This window comes from Algoriphagus chordae (genome assembly GCF_003254055.1).
GTDB lineage: Bacteria > Bacteroidota > Bacteroidia > Cytophagales > Cyclobacteriaceae > Algoriphagus > Algoriphagus chordae.
Genome location: NZ_QKZT01000017.1, coordinates 101,948 through 123,455, shown reverse-complemented (window position 1 = coordinate 123,455; position 21,508 = coordinate 101,948). Strand labels below are relative to the sequence as shown.

The 21,508-nt window shown below is 41.2% G+C and carries 16 protein-coding genes, 1 tRNA gene and 1 rRNA gene; 4 read left to right on the top strand and 14 right to left on the bottom strand.

What is annotated here, in order from left to right:
- The 7 genes from LV85_RS17145 to LV85_RS17115 form a co-directional block, all read right to left on the bottom strand.
- Nucleotides 1-214: ribosomal RNA gene (locus LV85_RS17145) — 16S ribosomal RNA — on the bottom strand; the annotation flags it as partial.
- Between the two features lie 628 nt (nt 215-842).
- The gene (locus LV85_RS17140) at nt 843-1,865 is read right to left on the bottom strand and encodes a PorP/SprF family type IX secretion system membrane protein (RefSeq protein ID WP_317046459.1); all 1,023 of its coding nucleotides are present in this window, start codon (nt 1,863-1,865) and stop codon (nt 843-845) included.
- Complete coding sequence (locus tag LV85_RS17135; protein WP_111321692.1) at nt 1,862-4,198, bottom strand: PKD domain-containing protein; 2,337 nt, start codon at nt 4,196-4,198, stop codon at nt 1,862-1,864. The genes LV85_RS17140 and LV85_RS17135 overlap by 4 nt, the downstream gene beginning before the upstream one ends.
- Nucleotides 4,199-4,301: 103 nt before the next feature.
- Nucleotides 4,302-5,573, bottom strand: coding sequence for an adenylosuccinate synthase (locus LV85_RS17130; protein ID WP_111321683.1), 1,272 nt, complete (start codon nt 5,571-5,573; stop codon nt 4,302-4,304).
- Nucleotides 5,574-5,720: 147 nt separating this feature from the next.
- Nucleotides 5,721-6,068 carry an STAS domain-containing protein gene (locus tag LV85_RS17125; RefSeq protein ID WP_111321681.1) on the bottom strand — a complete coding sequence of 116 codons (348 nt, stop codon included), beginning with the start codon at nt 6,066-6,068 and terminating at the stop codon, nt 5,721-5,723.
- Nucleotides 6,069-6,072: 4 nt separating this feature from the next.
- Nucleotides 6,073-6,561, bottom strand: coding sequence for a Fur family transcriptional regulator (locus tag LV85_RS17120; protein ID WP_111321679.1), 489 nt, complete (start codon nt 6,559-6,561; stop codon nt 6,073-6,075).
- Between the two features lie 54 nt (nt 6,562-6,615).
- Nucleotides 6,616-8,832, bottom strand: a complete 2,217-nt coding sequence (locus LV85_RS17115; protein ID WP_111321677.1) for a RelA/SpoT family protein — start codon at nt 8,830-8,832, stop codon at nt 6,616-6,618.
- 157 nt (nt 8,833-8,989) lie between these two features.
- Between LV85_RS17115 and LV85_RS17110 the strand changes: the two genes are divergently transcribed.
- From LV85_RS17110 to clpX, 4 genes are all read left to right on the top strand, one after another.
- A tRNA-Leu gene (locus tag LV85_RS17110) sits at nt 8,990-9,071 on the top strand.
- Nucleotides 9,072-9,163: 92 nt separating this feature from the next.
- A complete protein-coding gene (gene tig, locus LV85_RS17105; protein WP_111321675.1) occupies nt 9,164-10,489 on the top strand; it encodes a trigger factor in 1,326 nt (441 codons plus the stop codon).
- Nucleotides 10,490-10,564: 75 nt separating this feature from the next.
- Complete coding sequence (locus LV85_RS17100) at nt 10,565-11,239, top strand: ClpP family protease (protein ID WP_111321673.1); 675 nt, start codon at nt 10,565-10,567, stop codon at nt 11,237-11,239.
- On the top strand, nt 11,239-12,465 hold the full coding sequence (clpX, locus tag LV85_RS17095) for an ATP-dependent Clp protease ATP-binding subunit ClpX (RefSeq protein ID WP_111321671.1): 1,227 nt from the start codon (nt 11,239-11,241) through the stop codon (nt 12,463-12,465). The genes LV85_RS17100 and clpX overlap by 1 nt, the downstream gene beginning before the upstream one ends.
- A gap of 727 nt (nt 12,466-13,192) precedes the next feature.
- Here clpX and LV85_RS17090 read toward each other — a convergent pair.
- The 7 genes from LV85_RS17090 to LV85_RS17055 form a co-directional block, all read right to left on the bottom strand.
- Nucleotides 13,193-13,681, bottom strand: a complete 489-nt coding sequence (locus LV85_RS17090; RefSeq protein ID WP_146260497.1) for a hypothetical protein — start codon at nt 13,679-13,681, stop codon at nt 13,193-13,195.
- A 26-nt stretch (nt 13,682-13,707) separates the two neighbouring features.
- Nucleotides 13,708-14,829, bottom strand: coding sequence for a lipid-A-disaccharide synthase (gene lpxB, locus LV85_RS17085; protein WP_111321667.1), 1,122 nt, complete (start codon nt 14,827-14,829; stop codon nt 13,708-13,710).
- 124 nt (nt 14,830-14,953) lie between these two features.
- On the bottom strand, nt 14,954-15,337 hold the full coding sequence (locus LV85_RS17080) for a four helix bundle protein (protein WP_111321665.1): 384 nt from the start codon (nt 15,335-15,337) through the stop codon (nt 14,954-14,956).
- 95 nt (nt 15,338-15,432) lie between these two features.
- Entirely contained in the window at nt 15,433-15,852 is a 420-nt protein-coding gene (locus LV85_RS17075; RefSeq protein WP_111321663.1) for a 6-pyruvoyl trahydropterin synthase family protein, read from the bottom strand.
- Nucleotides 15,853-16,729: 877 nt separating this feature from the next.
- The gene (locus tag LV85_RS17065) at nt 16,730-17,416 is read right to left on the bottom strand and encodes a hypothetical protein (protein ID WP_146260496.1); all 687 of its coding nucleotides are present in this window, start codon (nt 17,414-17,416) and stop codon (nt 16,730-16,732) included.
- A 6-nt stretch (nt 17,417-17,422) separates the two neighbouring features.
- A complete protein-coding gene (locus LV85_RS17060; protein WP_158531201.1) occupies nt 17,423-18,406 on the bottom strand; it encodes an RHS repeat domain-containing protein in 984 nt (327 codons plus the stop codon).
- Nucleotides 18,407-18,474: 68 nt separating this feature from the next.
- Complete coding sequence (locus LV85_RS17055; RefSeq protein WP_111321655.1) at nt 18,475-21,477, bottom strand: DUF6443 domain-containing protein; 3,003 nt, start codon at nt 21,475-21,477, stop codon at nt 18,475-18,477.
- Nucleotides 21,478-21,508 lie beyond the last annotated feature (31 nt).

Sequence of the window (21,508 nt, the reverse complement as noted above, 5' to 3'; positions counted from 1 at the left end):
GATGAATCTTTAAGCATCAAACCATGCGGTTCAATGATACCATGGGGTATTAATCCAGATTTCTCCGGGCTATCCCCCTGTATAGGGTAGGTTGCATACGCGTTACGCACCCGTTCGCCACTCTCTATTACCCGAAAGTAATATACCGTTCGACTTGCATGTATTAGGCCTGCCGCTAGCGTTCATCCTGAGCCAGGATCAAACTCTCCATTGTAAATTATCATTATTTATACACTGCCTATAAAACCGCACGAAGCAAATTCTATAAGCCTCTCCCTGTCTGTTCTCAGGTTACTATTTTTTTTCGTCTTACATCACTTCAAAGAACTTAGTACCACTCATTTGTGGTGCTGGTCGGCTGCTGTTATCTCTCGACTTTCGCTCCGTTTTTTCCCCCTTCCTTGCTGAAGGGAGTGCAAAGGTAAATGATTATTTTTAATCCGCAATACCTGTTGCCATATTTAATTTTAAAGTTTTTGAGAAGCTAAGCCCTCTCCGCTTTATCCCCCTTCCTGCCGAAGGGAGCGCAAAGGTAAGAACTCATTCTTGACTTCCTAGCCTCTCGCAAAATTAACTGTTTTTCAATACTTTTTTGAACCGCTATCCGTTCATTCCCCTCAGCCGTTCGCCTCGTTTGGGAGTGCAAATATCTACCTTTTTATTTTAGAGACAATGAGAAATAGTGAAATATTCAAAGATGCCCCCTAACTAGCTGATTACAAAAGACAAAAATTATCAAAGAATATTGTTTCGATTTTAGGCCCCAATCTCAACCTTTCTCAAGACACATTCCGTCAAAATACCCTTGACTGAAATAATCTTCTGAACAAGTAGCCGATGACCTAGTATCTGAAGGAAGGAAGTGGTGGATAGTACTTTTTGCGTGGGTCTTTGGATGAAAACACATACCTGACAGACAGTTCATGAGCACCACCAGATACTTGCTGTCCTAATTTTGATATGGAGTAATCAAAGCTGTATCCAAAGTCCAATCCAGACTCCAATTCAATACCAACCAGGCCAATCAAGGACTCATTATTTGGTAAATTATACTTAGTAGGAAGCCCCCTATACCAAAAACCTAAGATCAAAGGCTCAAAATAAAACTCTGCTCCAATGTCTAGCTGATCAAATGCACCCTGCGACTTATAGTTAAATGCCAATGCCAGCGAACGCTCTTGATCAGTATTATTGAAATAATCATTGATATTCCCAGGAGCAAGATTAAACCTCACCCCTCCCTGAAATGAATACTTAATTGGAAGCTTGTTTGAATTTATCTCCAAATAGCTAATCTGCGGCTCCAATAAATGAAAGGCAGAGAACCCAAACCAAAACTTATCTTCATAATATAAAAGACCTGCATTCAGATCCGCAGCCCGAACTTGACTATCTCCAGTAAAGCCTATACCTGGTTCGCCTACTATTACTCCTTTATCTATATCTAATTGTGTACCCAAAATAATTTCGTCAAACAGCACATCTCTTGACAGAAAACTCCCTTGCGCTCCGACATGGAGAAAACGCTTTTCCCCTAAACGCAGTCTATAGCTATACACCAGACCAATTTCATTTGTCTTACTTTGAGTGAAAGATTCTCTTGCTCCAGAGACAACTATCCCAAAGCCAGAATTGTACTTTTCAGAAAAGTGATCTGCATAAGCAGTATAGGCCACGAAACTTTGATCCAATGCTGGCCATTGATTCCGAAAATTAACTCCCAGCCTCGTCTGCCCGGTGCTTCCAGCTAATGCTGGATTCAGGTAAAATGGATTGGCATAGAACTGAGAATACTGAATATCCTGACTGAAAGCCTGAGAGAATGAAAGTATAAGAAAAAGAACAACTAGGTAAGCTCGCATCATCTGATCAGTTTGAATTTACCTGCTTTCGTAACTTTTTCCCCATCTGTAGCAACCCCATTATATCTATATATATAAATGCCCGCATCCATCAGCTTTCCTTCCAACTTCCCATCCCAGCCGTCTGAGCTCAAATCATCTGTTTCGAAAATCAAATCTCCCCAAGTATTGAAAATTAAGAGTTGCCCGGAAACTAGCCCCTTGAATTTTGGAACAAAGTATTGGTTTTGACTATCAAGAGGAGTAAAGCCTGTAGGGAACATCAGTCTATAACTTCTCAAAATCGAGACTCTTTTAGTAACTGATGTTTCGCATCCCCACATATTAGTAATAGAGAGTACTACATCAAATTCTCCTTTCTTACCATATATATGAGTTGGGTTTTTCTCAGTAGAGACAGCACCATCTCCAAAATCCCAATTCCAGCTTTCTGCACCATTTGGAGATAAATCTATAAACTGAAACTCATCTTCAGGAAAAAAGCCACCATCCTCCTCACCTTTTACACCTGTTCCTTGTATTTCAAACCTGAAATCAGCCAATAGCTCTTCTTCCATAATTACTACCTGCAATGGCTCTGGAGATGAATAACATTCCAAATCAGCATGCTTAATCTGAAGTATGTAGGCTCCCGAGGTTGAAACCTTTTCCATCTCATCATTCAAAAAAGTCTGTCCTTCGCCTGTAAGTTTATAATCATAGGTAAGCGGATCATAATTGCTAATACTTGCGGTGACATCGACAGCCTGTCCTGGGGTGCAACCAACTACTGGTGTAATAAAATCAAAGCCAGGGAATTCAGGAAAACTCACTAGTATGATATTGGAGATCGCTGGGCAATTCTTACGATTGTAAGCTTTTACCAAATACTCTCCGGCAGCACTTGCTGTGTATTGCTCAGAGGTCGCTCCTTCTATAAGCTCATTATCTTTATACCATTCGTATCGCTCATAGATCTCATCGCCTTCCGAAGTAAAAGTCACCGTTTCACCTCCACACAGCCTTGTTTCTTCTATCGTATCAGGATTTCCATTTTCAAAAATCCGTACCGGCTCTGGTGAATCATTGATTTTAAAAGTCATTGAATTACCTCCTGAGCTTTTTCCGTAGTTATCAGTAATCGTATAATAAACAGTCACCTCTTGGCCAGTGAATCCATAATTTGGGAAAAATGTATAATCACCTCCTTCTTTACCGGCACGAAAAACACCTTCAGGAATAACGAGCTCACGATTTTCTTCTCGGCACTTACCCTGAGAACAGATATCTCCGGTCTCATCTTCAATATCATCAATAGAGGCATAAAACTGCAAACAACGAATGGAGCTGTTTTCATTTGGGAGAATCACTTCCTCGTCAGTTATATAATAGGTATTCTCTTGACCTTCGCAGGATGCAACATCAGAGAAATCAACCCCCGTTGGATTTGCAAGTCCTGCATCATTGGAAACTTCAACGACCAAATCTCTAATTTCATGAATGTTTGTCTCACCTCCTGTAGATGCCGCAAAGCCAATTTTCAGATTTTTTGATGGCTCATAGGGAAAAGGAATACCTGGAAAAACAGTAACTGTTCTAGGCTCATTTGCCTCTGTGGTCACTACCATTTCCAATTTCAGCAGATAACCTATCCCTGTAGGATTTGGCTCCAATTCCAAAAACACCTTGCGATAACCCGGAACAGCTGGGTCCGTCACTCTACTAGTTCCAAAGCCCCCCGAACTCAGCGGGAACTGGTATTCCACATCTAGCGCCAATCCAAGTGCTCCAGATGGCGGGTCTTCGGTCATCTTTCCAGCAACAAATTCATAGCCGCTTAGTCCTGATCCACCTTTCCTGATGGAAATACTATTTGGATACAATCTATCACCACCACCTAAAAACCCTCCTTTTTTACCCTCGCTTGAATTGCTGTAATTCCCAAAAGCATCGAAACCAACCCCTAAGTACCCGCCAGTCATTCCAGGCACATTGTCTCTCTGCGTATATCCAAATGCTCCTCCAAAGCCGCCAGTTTTAAAATTCTGGACATCCGCATCAAAAAGGAACACCGTAAGCCCATCGGCTCCACTGCCACCATACATGAAGTATTCGAAGGAAGCTTTTATCCCATAAGCTGGAGAAAAAGGAATATCTATATAAACGTAGCCATTTTGTTCTCGCTGAGCATCCGTTAACCTCAGCACCCCATCCACCAGTCTGGCACTCCCGCCAAAAATCGTTTCTGAGCCTATGGATTCCTCATCAGTAAAAGTTTCGCAGTAAGGAAAACCTACTTGAGCATGGGTATAAAAAGACACTAAGAAGAGTGCTGTGGCTGCAAGTAATAATCTCAATGTTAGGCTAGGTTTTTTGGGATAGCCAAAGTACACTTTAACGGATAGAAAAAAAAAGCCCTTGATTCAAAAATCAAGGGCTTTCATTTGTATAATTATTCGATTATCGCAGAATCGTTTGAGTGCGATCTGGACCAACTGAAACCAATTTGATAGGAACATTCAATTCCTCCTCCAAGTATTCTACATAAGCTCTCAGCTCGGCAGGAAACTCTTCATAGGTATGCATATTTTCCAAAGAGCAATTCCATCCTTTCAAAGTCTTGTAAACTGGTCTGACATCCTGCTCAGAAATCTCAAAACTAAGTTTGTCAATTTTCTCTCCCGTAGGAAGTTCATAATGCGTACAAACTTTGATTTCCTTAAAGATATTCAACACATCACCTTTCATCATGAACAGCTGAGTGACGCCATTGATCATGATTGAGTATCGAAGAGCAGGTAAGTCTAACCAACCACATCTTCTTGGGCGACCGGTAGTACTACCGAATTCATTGCCTTCTTTTCTCATATCCTCGCCATCCTGATCGAATAGCTCGGTAGGAAAAGGACCAGAACCCACACGGGTGCAGTATGCTTTGAAGATCCCAAAGACTTCTCCGATTTTGGACGGAGCAACTCCTAAACCTGTACATGCGCCAGCAGTCATGGTGCTACTACTAGTCACGAAAGGATAGCTACCGAAATCTATATCCAACAGGGAACCTTGAGCACCTTCGGCAAGAATTCTCTTTTTGGAATCCAATGCTTCGTTGACCACATATTCACTGTCAATAAGATTCAAGGTCTTGAAAAACTCTATAGCTGAAAAGAATTGCTCTTCCATTGCTGGCAATTCATCCAAGGGATGACTGTAGAATGAAAGTGTAGTTTTATGCTTGGCAACTAGTGCTTCGTATTTTTCCTTGAAATCAGGACTTAGGATATCCCCTACTCGAAGTGCCGTTCTTCCTATCTTATCCTGATAAGTTGGGCCGATACCTTTTAGAGTAGAGCCAATTTTCTTATCACCTTTAGATTTCTCAGAGGCTGCATCAAGCAATTTATGTGTTGGGATGATAATCGTGGCTTTCTTAGAGATCACCAGGTTTTTCATGTAATCGATAGAGAATTTACCCAATCCATCAATTTCCCTTTGTAGTACAATTGGATCGAGAACGACTCCATTGCCTATAATATTAAGTATCTGTGAGCGAAAAATCCCAGAGGGGATCTGATGCAGAACATGCTTGATCCCGTCGAATTCCAGGGTGTGCCCAGCATTTGGACCTCCTTGAAAACGGGCTACAATTTCATACTCAGGCGCTAATACGTCTACTATTTTTCCTTTTCCTTCATCTCCCCACTGGAGACCTAGAAGTACATCCATCTTCATTTGATGTGCGGTCTTATCTGTTACACTTGACTTTTTGAAGCGTGAAATTTGCGATAAGCCTAGTCAAAACCAAGAGAAAGAGCGTAATTATTTGCAGTTCACCTAAAGTGAAACACATCCACGAAATCTAAAAAGTGATTTTAAGAGCTATTCTACTACTGACTTTTTGAACTGTTCTACCGAGTCAAAAACTGTGAAAATATTATTCAGCTTAGTGATTATCAATAGTTTCTTTACGTGATCAGATGGCGCAGTCAGGTACACTTCTCCATCTTTATTTCTCATTTTGGTAAGCATGGTGATCAAAAGACCAATTCCACTGGAACTGATGTATCTCACTTCACTCAGGTCAACCACAAAATTCTTGGCGCCTTCTTCCACTGCATCAGATACAACCTCTACTAGCTTGGGTCCTACTTCATCTCCAATCAAATCACCCTGAATAAATAGGTAATGAGCAAGCTCATCCTTACTGGTATTATATGTCAATTTCATGTGATTATAATTTGTCTTTCAAGGCTGTTTCTACTTTTCTGTTTTCACAATTCTCTTTGAGACAATTGCCATACAATATTAAGGAGTGGTGAAGTACTTTGAAATTGAGAATTTCGCCCACTGTATTTTGAATATTTTGAATTCTAGGATCGCAAAACTCTAGCACCTGATTACAATCTGTGCAGATCAAATGATCGTGCTGCTTGAATCCATAAGATTTCTCGAACTGCGCCAGGTTTTTACCAAACTGATGCTTGGTTACCAAATCGCATTCGACCAAAAGATCTAGCGTATTATAAACAGTCGCTCGACTTACACGGTAATTCTTATTTTTCATACTGATGTAAAGTGACTCTACATCAAAATGTCCTGTTCGGGTATAAATTTCTTCGAGGATAGCGTAGCGCTCCGGAGTTTTTCGGAGCTTCTTAGTTTCAAGATAGGCTGTAAATATCTTTTTTACCTCTTCGAAATGAGTAGTATTCAAAGGCATTTGCTGGGTATTTTTTCAAATATAACTTTTGTAAGTAAGAAAAGATTCATTGGATCAGTCAAACCTTGAAACCTTTAAAATCCCATCGACACTCATGAGGTTTTCAATCAACTTATCTAAGTGCTCTGTACTGTGCACGTAAAGCTTGATCGTCCCTTCGAAAATCCCTGCATCTGAATCCACTGTAATAGAACGCATATTAACTTTCAATTCATTGGAAATCACCTTAGTTACATCATTAATAAGCCCGACTCTATCCGTTCCGATAATCCGCAATCCTGCAAGAAATGCTATCTCTTTTTGACTGGTCCACCTTGCTTTGATGACACGGTTACCATGATTGGATAGTAGTTCCAGAGCATTTGGGCAGGAAGTACGGTGAATTTTGATCCCTTCATTTACCGTCACAAAACCAAAAACATCATCCCCAGGAATAGGATTACAGCATTTGGCCAAAATATAATCCACGATATCCATATCCTCTCCTATCAACAACTGATCGTGATCTGGACCTTTGAGATTTTTTATTTCCTTGGTAAAAGTCGACTCGTCCTTAACTTTCTCCTGATTAGATTTATTTTGAAGCTTTTGTGTCGCTTTAAAATCCTTGAAAGATTTGATCGAAGTCGGATCTATTGCTCCTATTCCTACTCGGAAGTAAAATTCGTTTGCTGTTTTCAACTCAAAAAATGCCCGTAGCTTTTCCACTGATTCAGAATTGAATTCCATCTTCATCTGCTTCATTTTGCGCTGGATGATTTCTCTTCCATCCAATATCGCAGACTTTTTATCCTCTCGGAGTGCATCCTTTATTTTAGCTTTCGCTCTAGTCGTCACGACATTATGGAGCCAATCTTCTGAAGGTTTTTGCTTGTTGGAAGTCAAAATCTCCACCTGATCCCCATTTTTCAGCTTATGCGAAATAGGTACCAATCGCTGGTTGACTTTTGCACCTATGCATTTAGCCCCTACCTCGGTATGAATCTCGAATGCAAAATCTAAGGCTGTTGCACCAAAGGGAAGCACTTTCAAATCACCTTTAGGAGTAAAGACAAAGACTTCATCATGAAATAAATTCCCTCTGAAATCATCCATAAACTCAATGGCATTCCCATCATTGGACTCCAGCAAACCTCTCACTTGGGTAATCCAATCATCCAAGCCAGATGGACCCTTTGAATTTTCCTTGTCTTTATATTTCCAGTGTGCAGCATAACCTCTCTCAGCGATTTCATCCATGCGCTCAGTACGAATCTGTACTTCCACCCATTGGCCGGTCCCACTCATTACCGTTGTATGGAGAGATTCGTAACCATTAGATCTAGGTGTACTGATCCAATCCCGCAGTCGATCAGGATTTGGTCTATAGAAATCTGTGACAATAGAATATACTTGCCAGCAATCTGCCTTTTCATTTTCAAGGTCAGATTCCAGTATTATACGGATCGCAAACAGATCATAGACTTCCTCAAAAGGGATCCCCTGCTTCTTCATCTTATTATAGATGGAAAAAACTGATTTAGGTCTGCCTTTGATCGTAAAGTCCAAGCCCGTTCTCTTAAGCTCTTCTTCTATCGGTAAGATAAAACTCCGGATAAATTTATTTCGGTATGATTTTGATTCATTGATTTTGAAAACAATCTCCTTATAAGTAGCAGTATCTGTGTATTTCAGATATAGATCCTCCAGCTCAGATTTGATCGCATACAGACCGAGTCTATGTGCCAAGGGAGCATAGAGATACATGGTCTCCGAAGCGATTTTGAGTTGCTTATGTCGTGGCATACTAGCCAGTGTCCTCATATTATTGAGACGATCGGCCAGCTTGATCAGAATCACCCGCACATCATCGGAGAGGGTAAGAAGCATTTTACGGAAATTCTCTGCCTGCTGCGAACTACCGTATTCGAAGACGCCAGCAATCTTGGTCAAGCCATCTATGATGGTCATCACCTTATAACCAAAGTCCCGTTCAATATCCTCCAGCTCCCATTCCGTATCCTCCACCACATCGTGAAGCAAAGCCGCCACGATCGAGGTGGTTCCTAGACCGATTTCTTCTACACAGATTAAGGCCACTTCCAGGGGATGGTAGATATAGGGCTCACCAGACTTACGGCGCATGTCCTTATGTGCTTCAAGAGACACATTGAATGCCTTTTTTATAAATTTCGCATCTCCATCTTTAAGGATTGGTTTTGCGTGTCTCAATAGCCTGCGATAGCGTTTGAGGATTTCTTTTCTTTCTACTTCTATGTCCACTTCAATCATACAGGAGGAATTTAATACAAAAATGGTGGTCTAAGTCCATCTTGCACCAAATGTTAAATATTTTTTTTCTTATGCTATTGCATTTTATTTATTAGTACCTACATTTGCATCCACAATTGGGATTAGAAACATATTTCTAGCCCGAATTGTACGTATTGCGGATGTGGCGAAATTGGTAGACGCACTAGACTTAGGATCTAGCGCCGCGAGGCATGGGGGTTCGAGTCCCTCTATCCGCACTAAATACCGAACCCTCAATCACTCAACTGTCTTCAACAACAGGGAAGGGATTGGGGGTTTTTAGTTAATCTTCATTCTAAAATTTTGAGCTTTGGAAATCACACAAGACAAGCATTCAGCAAATCAAGCTTTAATTAAAATTAAATTAAACGAAGCAGATTACCAACCTAAGGTTGACGCAAAGCTTAAGGACTTTGCCAAAAAATCTAACATCAAAGGATTTAGACCTGGAAAGGCCCCTATTTCTATGGTGAAGAGCATGTATGGCACTTCTGTATTGGTGGAAGAAATCAATACGATCCTAAGTGAATCCCTGAATACTTATTTGAAAGAGCAAACTTTCAAAATCTTGGGCGATCCGCTTCCACAGGATCAGAATGGCTCGATAGACTGGAAAACTCAAAAGGATTTCGAATTTGATTACAAAATCGGTTTCGTAGAGTCAGTAGATCTTACGCTTGATTCTAAAATCAAAGCAACCAAATACACTATTAAGGTAGATGATAAGTTGATCAATGAAACTCTTGACAACTTGAAGTCTCAATATGGTAACAGCACCAATCCTGAAGTGAGCGAAGAAGGCGATCATATCTATGGTGATTTGAAAGCTACTGAAGGCGAATTTGAGAAAACTGTTTCTTTGGATCTATCTAAAATCACTAAGAAACTTGCAGGAAAATTCATCGGCCTAAGCAAAGAAGCTGTCGTAGAATTTGAGGCGAAGGATGTGAAGAAAGGACAGTGGGAAGAAGCTTTCGGACTAAGCGAGGAAGAGTCTAAAAACATCGAAGGAGCTTTGACTTTGACTGTACAAAACATCAATAGAACTGAGATTGCCGAAATGAACCAAGAGTTCTTCGACAAAATCTTCGGTCCTGATATCGTGAAGTCTGAAGAAGAATTCATCACTAAAGTAAGAGAGACACTTCAGGCTAATTATGACAAGGAATCCAAAGTATTCACTGAGGAGGAATTGAAGAAGGTATTGACTGAAGCTGCCAAGGTAGATCTTCCAGAGGCATTCTTGAAGGAGTGGCTTTTGATCGCCAACGAAGGCAAGGTATCTGAAGCAGACGTAGAAAAAGAATTTCCAATATACGCAAAGCAATTAATCTGGTCTTTGCTCTCTAACGAGATAGCTACCAAGAATGAAATCAAAGCTGAGCACGAAGAAGTGATCGAGAAAACCAAACAAATGGTTCGTGAGCAATTCGCCGCTTCTGGGCTTGGAGCTCAGATGGAAGACAGCATGGACATGTTCGTAGACAACTACCTGAAAGGTGAAGACGGTCAGAACTATATGAATATGCTTACTTCAATTCAGAATGAAAAAGTACTTGCTTTTGCATTGGACAAAATCAGTTTGAAAGAAAAGGATCTTACGATTGACGAGTTCAAGGAACTTTTAGATAAGTAATTCGCTTAAATCATCATAAAAAAGTCCTTATTTAAGGGCTTTTTTTATTTTTGCATACCACAACAAACTCGAAAGATGATTAACAAAGAAGAATTCCGCAAGTACGCCATTCACAATCAAGGCGTAAGTGGTACTGCTTTTGACCAGTACACTCAGCACATTGAAAACATGACTCGCTCTGTAATTGAGGAGCGTCCTCAGAATTTCAGAGAGATTGACGTATTCTCTAGATTGATCATGGACCGTATCATTTTCCTGGGAACAGGTGTAGATGATCACATAGCAAACATCATTGTTGCACAGCTACTTTTCCTAGAATCTGTAGACTCTAAGAAAGATGTGTTACTTTATGTCAATAGCCCTGGAGGATCGGTGACGGCCGGACTAGGTATATATGACACCATGCAGTTTATCAATCCTGATGTAGCAACTATCTGTACAGGAATCGCGGCTTCTATGGGAGCAGTGCTACTAGCAGGTGGCGCAGCAGGCAAAAGATCTGCGCTCAAGCATTCCAGAGTGATGATTCACCAGCCATCTGGCGGAATGCAAGGAAAATCCACAGATATGGAGATTTCCTTGAAGCTTATCCTATCTATGCGTGAGGAATTGTATGATATCTTAGCACAGCATACTGGCAAAACCCCAGAAGAGATAGAGAAAGATTCCGAAAGAGATTATTGGCTTAAGGCAGAAGAAGCGAAAGCTTACGGCCTTATCGATGAAGTACTAGTTAAAAAACCAAAATAATGGCTCAAGTTACCTGCTCCTTTTGCGGTAGAAATAAGAAAGATGTAGATCTAATGGTGTCGGGTATCTCTGCGCACATTTGTAATTTCTGCATTGATCAAGCTCATTTGATCCTTGGTGAGGAAGATAAAACCAAGAAGCCAGATGGAGCTAAACCAAAAATAAAACTCAAGAAACCTAAGGAACTGACTGGCTACTTAGATCAATATGTGATTGGTCAGGAAGATGCCAAGAAGGTTTTGACGGTGGCTGTTTACAATCATTACAAGCGTCTTTTCCAAAAGGATGAAAATGATGAAGTGAAGATTGAAAAATCTAACATCATCATGGTGGGGGATACCGGGACGGGTAAAACATATCTTGCCAAAACACTGGCTAAGACCCTGGAGGTCCCTTTCTGTATCGCTGATGCAACTGTATTGACAGAAGCTGGCTATGTAGGTGAAGACGTGGAAAGTATCTTGACTAGATTACTTCAGGCGGCGGATTATAATGTAGAAGCTGCTGAACGTGGTATTGTCTATATAGATGAGTTGGACAAAATCGCAAGAAAGTCCGACAACCCTTCTATCACTAGAGATGTGAGTGGAGAAGGTGTGCAGCAAGCCATGCTTAAGCTACTAGAAGGCACTATCGTCAACGTTCCGCCTCAAGGTGGAAGGAAGCATCCAGATCAGAAGATGATCGCTGTAAACACCGAGAACATTCTCTTTATTTGCGGTGGTGCATTTGATGGAATAGCCAGACATATCGGTAAGCGACTGAATACCCAGCCTATGGGATTCAGCAAAGCAGCAGCTGATGATGTAGCTGATCGTGAGAATCTTTTACAATATGTGACTGCTCAGGATTTGAAAGCTTTTGGATTGATTCCAGAATTGATCGGTAGACTACCAGTTCTTACTCACTTGGATCCTCTGCATGCAGATGCCTTGAAAAGAATCCTTACTGAGCCAAAGAATGCTTTGGTGAAGCAATATGCTAAGCTGCTCAATTACGAAGGCGTTAAAGTTACTTTCGAGGAAAGTGGCATTGATTTCATCGTAGAGAAAGCGGTAGAGTTTAACCTTGGCGCCAGAGGTTTGAGATCAATTTGCGAAGCAATCATCACCGATGCGATGTATGATATCCCATCAGATGATTCCATCAAAGAGTTGATTATCGATGCCAAATACGCACATGAAAAATTTGATAAGTCAAAGTTTAAGCGGCTTCAAGTAGCTTAGAAATAATATGAATATCCGCATTGATGCCATTAGTCTTTATTTCTTTGGTGTAGTGGCTGGAAGACCGAAGACGGATGTGCGGTGTAGCCTCAATGCTAGATTTCAACAGCCTAGAATGCATTTATCACTTTACTGGTAGTAGAGCGGATAGATATATAATTTTATCAGAAGCCTCGATTATAATTTTAATCGAGGCTTCTTTAGTTTCGGTTCTACCCTGAATTTAATGGGAAAGTAAGTTGGGCTTTAAACTAAGTTCTCCAGACGAAAGTATAGCTTCTATTTATCATCGATTCATTTTTCTTGGGAGATTTAACATTCCATACACCTTCATCCATTTTATGTAGGCTTTATCTTTGTCACTTTTTGGCCGCCAAAAAGTAACCAAAAAGCCCCGAGCCTCAGTCTTTTCTTTCCGCTGGCAGATTTTTCATTGATTAAAATGAACAGACAGCGGAATTTTGGTCTGGCTTGCGCACCTAAAAATGACTCCCTCCCAAAACCTGGCCCAAGTCTAAAAATGCCCGAGGGGCATTTTCTTTACGACTTGTCCTCTCGTACCTCGGGAGCTAAGTCATTTTCTTGACGGCTTGCAAACCAGCCCAAAACCGAAAATCCAGAAAGGCTCAGCCATCCGGATAATACCCTTCACAAGCCATCATCTTCAACTAGTCAGCAATCAACTCCATTAAAATCGTGGTAGTACCTTTGTTTCTAACAGGCAACATCATTTACCGATTTTTGCTAATTGATAAAAGGCTGGGTCAAGTTGAACTTGCCTTATTGCCATTTCGGGATTTGATTTGGGGATAATTGGAAAGAGCTGAGATTCATTAAAACAAATACGATAGTAATTGCTCATTTTAGAATAAGCTGTAATCTGATCCTCTCTAATAAAAAGTAGGTAGTAGTGAAAATCTGTAGAATTCATTTCATTAAGAATAAACCTGATCTCAGACTTATTCTTCAAATCCAATCGCGCAAATTTACTGTATTGAGAATAATGTTTAATAACTATAACACTATCCCAATCACTTTTTACAAAGACCTTGGACAAGTCTAAATGTGGCTCCTTTACTCCAGCATCAAAATTCAAACCTGACATAATTTCTTCAAACTCAGCATCATATTCAAGTGAAACAGGCTTCACCCTTTCACAAGAAAAAAGTACCACTAAGCAAATGAGAGTTAAGAGAAGCCTAGGTCTATTTTTCATTCTACAGAAAGTGAACCAAAGTGACTTCAATTTTTTATAACAGAGGAGAGTATCAGTCTAGCTGCAGTTTCCGAAGCACTAGCCTCTCCTATCTGCTCTTTGATCAAATCATATCCTTGAAGCATATGACCTCGGTAAACTTGATTTCCCAAAATCTGCTGTAGTTCTGCTTTGAGATTGGAAATCGAAAAATCTTGCTGTATCAGCTCCTTCACTACTTCTTTATCAGCTATCAAATTAACCAAAGAAATGTATGGCACACGGATCAAATGCTTGGCTATCGCATAAGAAATCGAGCTAGTCTTATATACCACTATCTGAGGAACTCTAAACAAAGCAGTTTCTAAGGTCGCTGTCCCAGATGTCACTACTGCAGCAATAGCATGGGAGAGCAGATCATAGGTTTGATCAAAGATCACTCGTATGCCAGCATCAATACCACGTTGATATATATTTGAACCAAGATCTCCAACTCCAGCTATCACAAACTGAGCATTTGGGAATTCCTTCACCAACTCAATCATGCGATCCAGCATAGCATTGATCTCCTGCGCTCTACTTCCTGGCAATAATGCTATAATGGGCTGGTAACTCAGTTCATTCTTCTGGAAAAAAAACTCATGGGGAGTAAATTTTGAAATCTCGTCCAATAATGGGTTTCCCACATAATGAACCTTCATGTCATACTTCTCAAAAAAAGCAGGTTCAAAAGGTAAGATGGAATAAATCTGATCAGTGGTAGCTTTTAGCTTCAAGGCTCGCTTTTGATTCCAAGCCCATACTTTTGGGGGGATATAATAATGTACTGGAATATTGTTTTCTTTGGCGAAGGCAGCGATTTTCATATTAAACCCACCATAATCAACTAGAATGATCGCATCAGGCTTGAATACAAGAATATCATTCTTCATTAGTTTGAGGTATTTCAGCACTTTGCGGAATCCCAGCAGAACTTCCAAAAAACCCATCAAAGCTACTTCCGCATAATCCACGGCTAATTCTACCCCTGCGTCTTTGGAGTAGCTCCCTCCCATACCGCGAATCTTCAAGTTTGGATTCTGCCCCAAAAGAGATCGCACTAGGTTTGATGCGTGTAGATCTCCTGATCGCTCGCCGGAGATGATGTAGAGTTTTTTGGGTAAGATCAATTATTTATATAATAGTCAGAGGTGGAAAGTAAAAGGTGAGAGGTAATTAACTGTAAACGGTAAGTGGTAAGTAGTTAGTGTTTGATGTTAGTTTATTAAAAGCGAGAAGTATTTGGTGGCTTGATTAAGAACTCTTTCTACAAAAAAGATCAGCCTTATTAATCATGGAATTTAGCATATGATTTATAAGCACACATTTCTCAAGCAATAACTTCTCCTGATCAGTACTAATATATCCACAATCATGCGCTACTTCCACCCAATGCTGCGTCTCGAATTGCTCAGCATCACCATCAGTAAGTTTGCTAATGAAGTGTCTAATAAATCGCCGCTTTCCCCAACTTTCAGCTATCTGTCCTCCAATAGATCTTGAGGATCTTCTAACCTGATCAGTCAAGGAATATCGTTCTTCTGGGGGAAATGAAAGCGAGAGTTTGAAAATCATTGAAGCAAGTTCGCGAGACAACTTATATACCTCAAGTTCTTTAAATGAATTTACAAAAGCCATAGAAAAAGTATTTAGAGTCAAACTAATTCATCAAGAAACAATTATTCCTCCCTGCACAAACCTTCTACTTATCACCTACTACCTTTTACCTAAAATCACTCTCCAAAGTACTCCACAAAATTCCTTGGAGTTTCGTAGAGCGTAAGCTTGTGCAGTCCTCCATGAGTAGTGATTTCATTGACAGCTGGCTCTAGGATCTTCCAGAATTCCATGATTAGGTTTTCACAACTTGCCAATTTGCCTTGCATGAAATCTACGTCGACGTTCAGATTTTTATGATCTACTCGCTCTATCACGAGATTTCGAATAATGGTGCTGAGTTTTTTAAGATCTACCACAAAACCAGTTTCCGGATCTGGCAAACCCTTCACCATCACGATCAACTCAAAATTGTGACCATGCCAGTTGACATTGGCACAGGGGCCAAATACCTCCACATTCTTTTCATCCGACCATTTCGGGTTCCAAAGTTTGTGGGCTGCATTGAAGTGTTCTTTTCTACAAACGTAAATCATCTCTAATTAGAATAGGCGGCAAAGTTAACCAGAAGATGCGTAATATGGAATTCATCGCAAATCAATACTCAAAAAAGAACAGATGTTAACGAAAAAAGCCATTCCGAAAATTCGGAATGGCTTTAGATCATTGCCTATAAGGCAATAGCTTTCGATTATTTTTTCACAAAGGTCTCAGTCATGGTACGAGAACCTCGCTTGTGTCCCTCTTAACCAAAAGAATTTACTTACTTTTTGATTATTCCAAAAACTTGAAATAATCCAATGTATAAATCAAAGGTTGGCGTAGAGTCTCCTCAGTAGCTATGAAGTCATATTTGAGGCTGGGTGAAGTTTGCAACTTCACCCTAATATCCTTACCAATTTGAAATTGGCAATTAACCGTAACACCTATCCACATAGACCATGTCAAATTACAAATTTAGAAAGGTATAGTTACAAACACCTAGTCAACGATGTTTTATAAATCCATCCCATTCTACACCCAGTGGGGGTTTTCTTCAGTGACTGGATTTGCTTGAGTTCTTCCAAGTAAGGGATTTGAGGTTTGGTGGGTAGGGCAGAAATAGAATTTGAAATCGAAGGCTTTGGAAGCTTTGAATTCATGCCACTTGGCAAGTTTTGGGCTTTCAAAAAATAGGATGAAAGCATCAAGAAGACTATAATAATGAACTCTTTTCTCATAGCTGATTTGTAAAACCAAATACATTTACACCCTTCATTTAAAAGTTATTTATCTGATAGTTCATATTATTTCTTCACTTTTTGAATTGCAAATTCTACTATATAGAAAGGTGTAGATACAATCTACACCTAGTCCAAACCATGTTTTATCTACACCCAAAGGGGGCTTTTCTTCTGATTGGATTTCAAAAGTTCATTTTAACTCAAAGACTTCTCTGAACTGGGACAGTATATTTTCATCTCTATCTTTTATTGAGATTTTAACCTCTTTAAGCTGGCCACTTTCATACTCATATTTTCTACTCAAAGTAAGGGTATCATACATGAATGAATCGGCTTTAATCATGTTGTCTTCAATATTAAAGGAAAAGGCTTTCAAAAGTTTATCATAAGGAATGCCATATTTAGTAAATAATGAGGGTATAATTCCACCATTAAACTGATACCCCTTCTCTGTCTTTTCAGGGTTCTTTGACAGCAAGAAATTCAAGTTTGCTAAATAATCTCTTGATAAACCGTACTTATCCTTTATTTCATTTAAAAATACAGTTACTTGATTGCAGTCAACATTTAATAATTCATAGCTCTTTACAATTCTATTTTCCACGTCATATACTGGTTGAAAGAATTTGGCACAAAGCTTTCCTTTATCATTTTGATAAGCAACAGAATCAATAATTTGCCAACCATTAAAAGAGTAATTGATCTTATAATCCAAAGTCTGCCCCACAAAAGACAACTTTTGACAAGTGTGATTTTTACTTGGAAAACCCTCTAAAGGTTCAGAAAAACACTTCTTCAAAACAATCACATTACTCTGACAACAAGCAAATTGACTTGCACATATAAAAACCCACAACAATATTAACCTAAGCCCCATCCCCTTTTATTTAATCTTCCAAAATATAGTTCCCCCATATACTGCTGTCGATTGCAGCCTCATCAAACCTTTGTTCTGATAATTGCCAAAATTTGCCGGTGCTGCTTTTTGTTGTGGAGCCTGAAAAGCAGAACCAACATTTGCCTTCCAAGTTTCAAAGTGAGAATCTGAAATATTCCACCCCATTGTATTCATATGTAATTCGAAACTCTGACCATTATGTAAAACGCTTCTATCATTATTACTTGCAGGAAAAATTCCTTGTTCTTGACCATCCCACATTGAAGCTCCAAAACTATAATCAACGCCACCTGTTAGGGCATTAATTACAGCAGCATTAGCAGTTGTTTTAAACTTACTATTATTAATTTGAGACGGTGTCATTCCTAAGTACTCATTTGCCTTTTTTGATTTCGCTCCAAAAGCCAAGCTATTTATTTGATGAACTGAAGCAATCGCAAACATTTCTTTTTTCAAATCATCTGTAACAGAATTCATCTTAAAGGCTGAACTTTCTCCATAAACAGTAGATGCTTGTTTCCTAAATTCGGTATGTGTAATACCCAAATCCAATGCACCTTCCGAACTTGTTACTATACCATCCTCATTTTTAGTGACACTGCTAGTTACATAGACTTTGTCATCGTCTTCTCCATCATTTCCTAAATGATTTCCATCACTATCATAGTAATCAGCAAACATTCCTGATGGATCGACAAACTTAAGTGGATTGTTCATTACCCATGAGTAAGGAGAATTTGGATAATACGATTCACTTCCCGGATCGATTTGCAAAGTTCTCCCTACCACCGGATCATAACCTCGGGCATGGAAGTCATAAATATTGAGATTTTGGTCATCCATCATCTCTTTACCTTGATAGAGGTATTTGTTCGCCTTGATACCTTCATACTGATACCCAAGCCCTGTCAGTTCCAAGCCCCAAGGGTCAAAGTGTGTTTCCTGTACGATCACCGGGGTGGTGCTCATCACCATCATATTGTCAAACCTGCCTTCCGGCAGGCAGGCCTGACATCCTCTGAAGTTTCCCCCGATAGCTATCGGGGCACAAAGGTTTTCATACCTGTGCGCCGTGGCGTATATCCGTCTCTGGAAATATACATATTCTCCTCCAACACTTCATGTTGATTGGCTGCATTTCTGGTCAGCACTTTCTTACCTACTTCATATCGGTTGCTGTCCTGATCATACAATGCATACATCAGGTAAGCCTCTGGGGCTTCTCTCTTTTGCAGGTCCTTGGCCAGGATATCGGCTAGGTTTAGTAAGGCGATCGGGTTTGCACCACCTGCCCGCTGGTTGCTCAGTGTTAGCTCGTTCAGGTCGGCCACCAGTCTTTCCGTTCCGCCTACTGTGGCAAAGCTACCCGCATTGGGTTTCTGTTCTTTGTCCTCTAGGTATTTGCCGTGCACCTGCAGTTTCAGGCTGTCTCCCGCATAGATGGGCTGAGCTCTCCCTGGTCCAACCATTCTGCCTCTGTTGGCATTCAGCCAGGCCACTTTGTTCCCGCCCGTCGTGACATTGTGTTCCGGTTCGGTCTGTCTGGATTCGGATACCATCGAAAACTGGATTTCTTCGGCCTGGGAGTTTTGGGTCTCCATCGTCGCCATAAAGGTCTGGCTTTCTGATTCCCGCAGTACTTGACGAATATTGCCCAGATGATCCTTCAGATAGTATTCTCCATAGAGTCCATCTGGCTCTGCGACTAGCCTGCCCACCCCATGGATCAGGTAATCCAGTGCTCCGTCAAGCAGCACGATCTCCCCGATGTAATCCTGCGTCTTGGTCAGCACACCGCTGCTGTTGTACACCTTCTGGGTCAGTTTGTTTCCTACAGCATCGTAGGCAAAACGAAGTTGCGCCCCACTCTCAAAGGTGATCTCCTGGGGCAGATTGAGATGGTTATAGGTGATCAGGGTAATTTCCTTGTCCACGTTGGCCGTCATATTCCCGTTATCATCGTAGCCGTACTCTTCTGAACCTGACTCTACAAAGTCTTTTGCAGTATAACCTGTACTTAGATTGTTGTCCTTTACCTGGGATAGACGGTTGCTGAACCGGCCGTACTCGTACTCCAGATCATCCACCACATTATAAGATCCGCTTGCCCTTTGGTTTCTCCGGATCATCGAGTAGATGTTGCCGTTCGCATCGTAGGTGATCCCGTTCATCGTAAACCAGTTTGACTCACTGCTTGCCGAATAGGTGGCCGCCTTCAGCCTGTTCGCATTGTCATAGGTATAGTTGTAAGTCCTTGTTTTAAAGGTTCCGCCGGAACCTGCCTTCCCACCCCAGCTTATTCTGGAGATATTCCCATTATACCGGGGATTGGTCGCTCCACTCTCCTGGTAATAATTCGTCTGGGTATAGCCATTTGGTAATCCACTGCCAAGCGTCTTCAGCCAACCTCGGATATTATAAGTGTAGGTCTGGTTACCTGAAGCTATTTTTGGAAAGGATTTTACTTCCAATTGCCCTAGGTCATTGTAGGTGTTCTGCACGATCCTTCTGGTCGTCCCGTCCACCGTGTGCTCGATATAGGCCAGCTGGCCAATTACATTGTAGACATACGTCCGTTTGATATCGTCTACTCCCGTATTCGTACTCGAAGTCAGGGTGAGGGTAGGTTGACCTTCAAAATTGTACTTGGTGGAAGTTCGGATTTCCCCTCCCAGTTGGTGTTCGGAAATTGACTGGATTACCTGCCCTTTGTTGTCGTAAAACATCGCCGAAGTATAATACTCCCCAGTCTCCAGGTTTTTAACTTTCATGCCGGTCTGAAGCCCGTGTATCCGGGTGCTCGCCTGTGCATCAAAACCTGTATTTACCTGATAGCTGTAGCCGGTAAGGGCTGCATAGGAATCGTAATAATTCACAGTCAGCAGCTCCCCTTCTTCATTGGGCCAGCCATTTGTAACAGTACCATTAACCAGGGAAGCGTTGTTGGACCCAGCTGTGTTCAGTGCTACCTGAAGGGCATCCAAGTTCTGGCCAGTTTTTGTGACCAGTCCTGTGGAAAGCACCCTGCCCAAAGCATCATATCTGGTATAAAGCCATTTGTTACTTATACGCATAACACTATCCTGAATCCCCACCGGACGGTCCTGTGGATCATAGAGAATATATTCCACTCCTTTACCCGGCACCTTCTTTTTGCTCATCCTGCCCCTGCCGTCATAGGTATATACAAAATACTGCTCATAAGCCAACTCAGTGTCAGAAGACATGGACCAGACATCGTTTACCTCAAACAGGTCAATCGCCAAGGGGGGAAGTACCACCCGCAGCTGCCCCAGGTCATCATACACATAATACGTGCTCAGCCAACCAGAATGCCCATCAGAGACAGGAGTAACACAGCCTTCAGTTTTTTTCAGAATCACACGCCCCAGTTTATCGGTGAACTGCACGGTCTGGATATCGTCCTCGTCCTTGGTAATTTCAACCCAGAGTTCATTGGCAGGATAGGATGAGGAAGTTACCGGGAGCCCGTTGGAATCCAAGGTCCATATTTTCACCTCATCGGCTGATGTGTTGGGTCTCCTCTCAAACTTGACTTCCTTGCCAGAACCAAGATACCAGGCTGAACCCGGGGCGGCCTGCTTATCCACCCGATTCAGCGGAGAGGGCTCGAAATCCATTTGTGTGTAGCCGTAACTGCTCCCATAGATCGTAGAGGTCCTGCCCGCATGGTCTGTAATTGCACTACCTCTGAACCTTCCATCCTGAATACCTCCAGTTTCATAATAAGGTAGGTACTCTTTCTCCTGACGGCCAAAATCATCGTACTCAATCGGTGTGATCAGGTCCTTGCCGCTGATGGTCGATGCTTTGCCCACTGTCTGCTTCGGCCTGCCCAGCCCGTCCAGATAGGTGAAATTCTTGTAGGAGTCGCTGGAAGTTCCCCCTGTGACGGTAGTCACTAATGTAGTGGCAGTACGGGCCTTATAGGTTTTGACAAAGTTCTCCGTAGTCTGGGCAAGCGTTGCTGAGGCTGTAACCAAAAACAGGAATAAAGCAGGGATATAATAATGTCTCATGGTCAAAAAATCAGTTTCCGTTGGCGTAGTT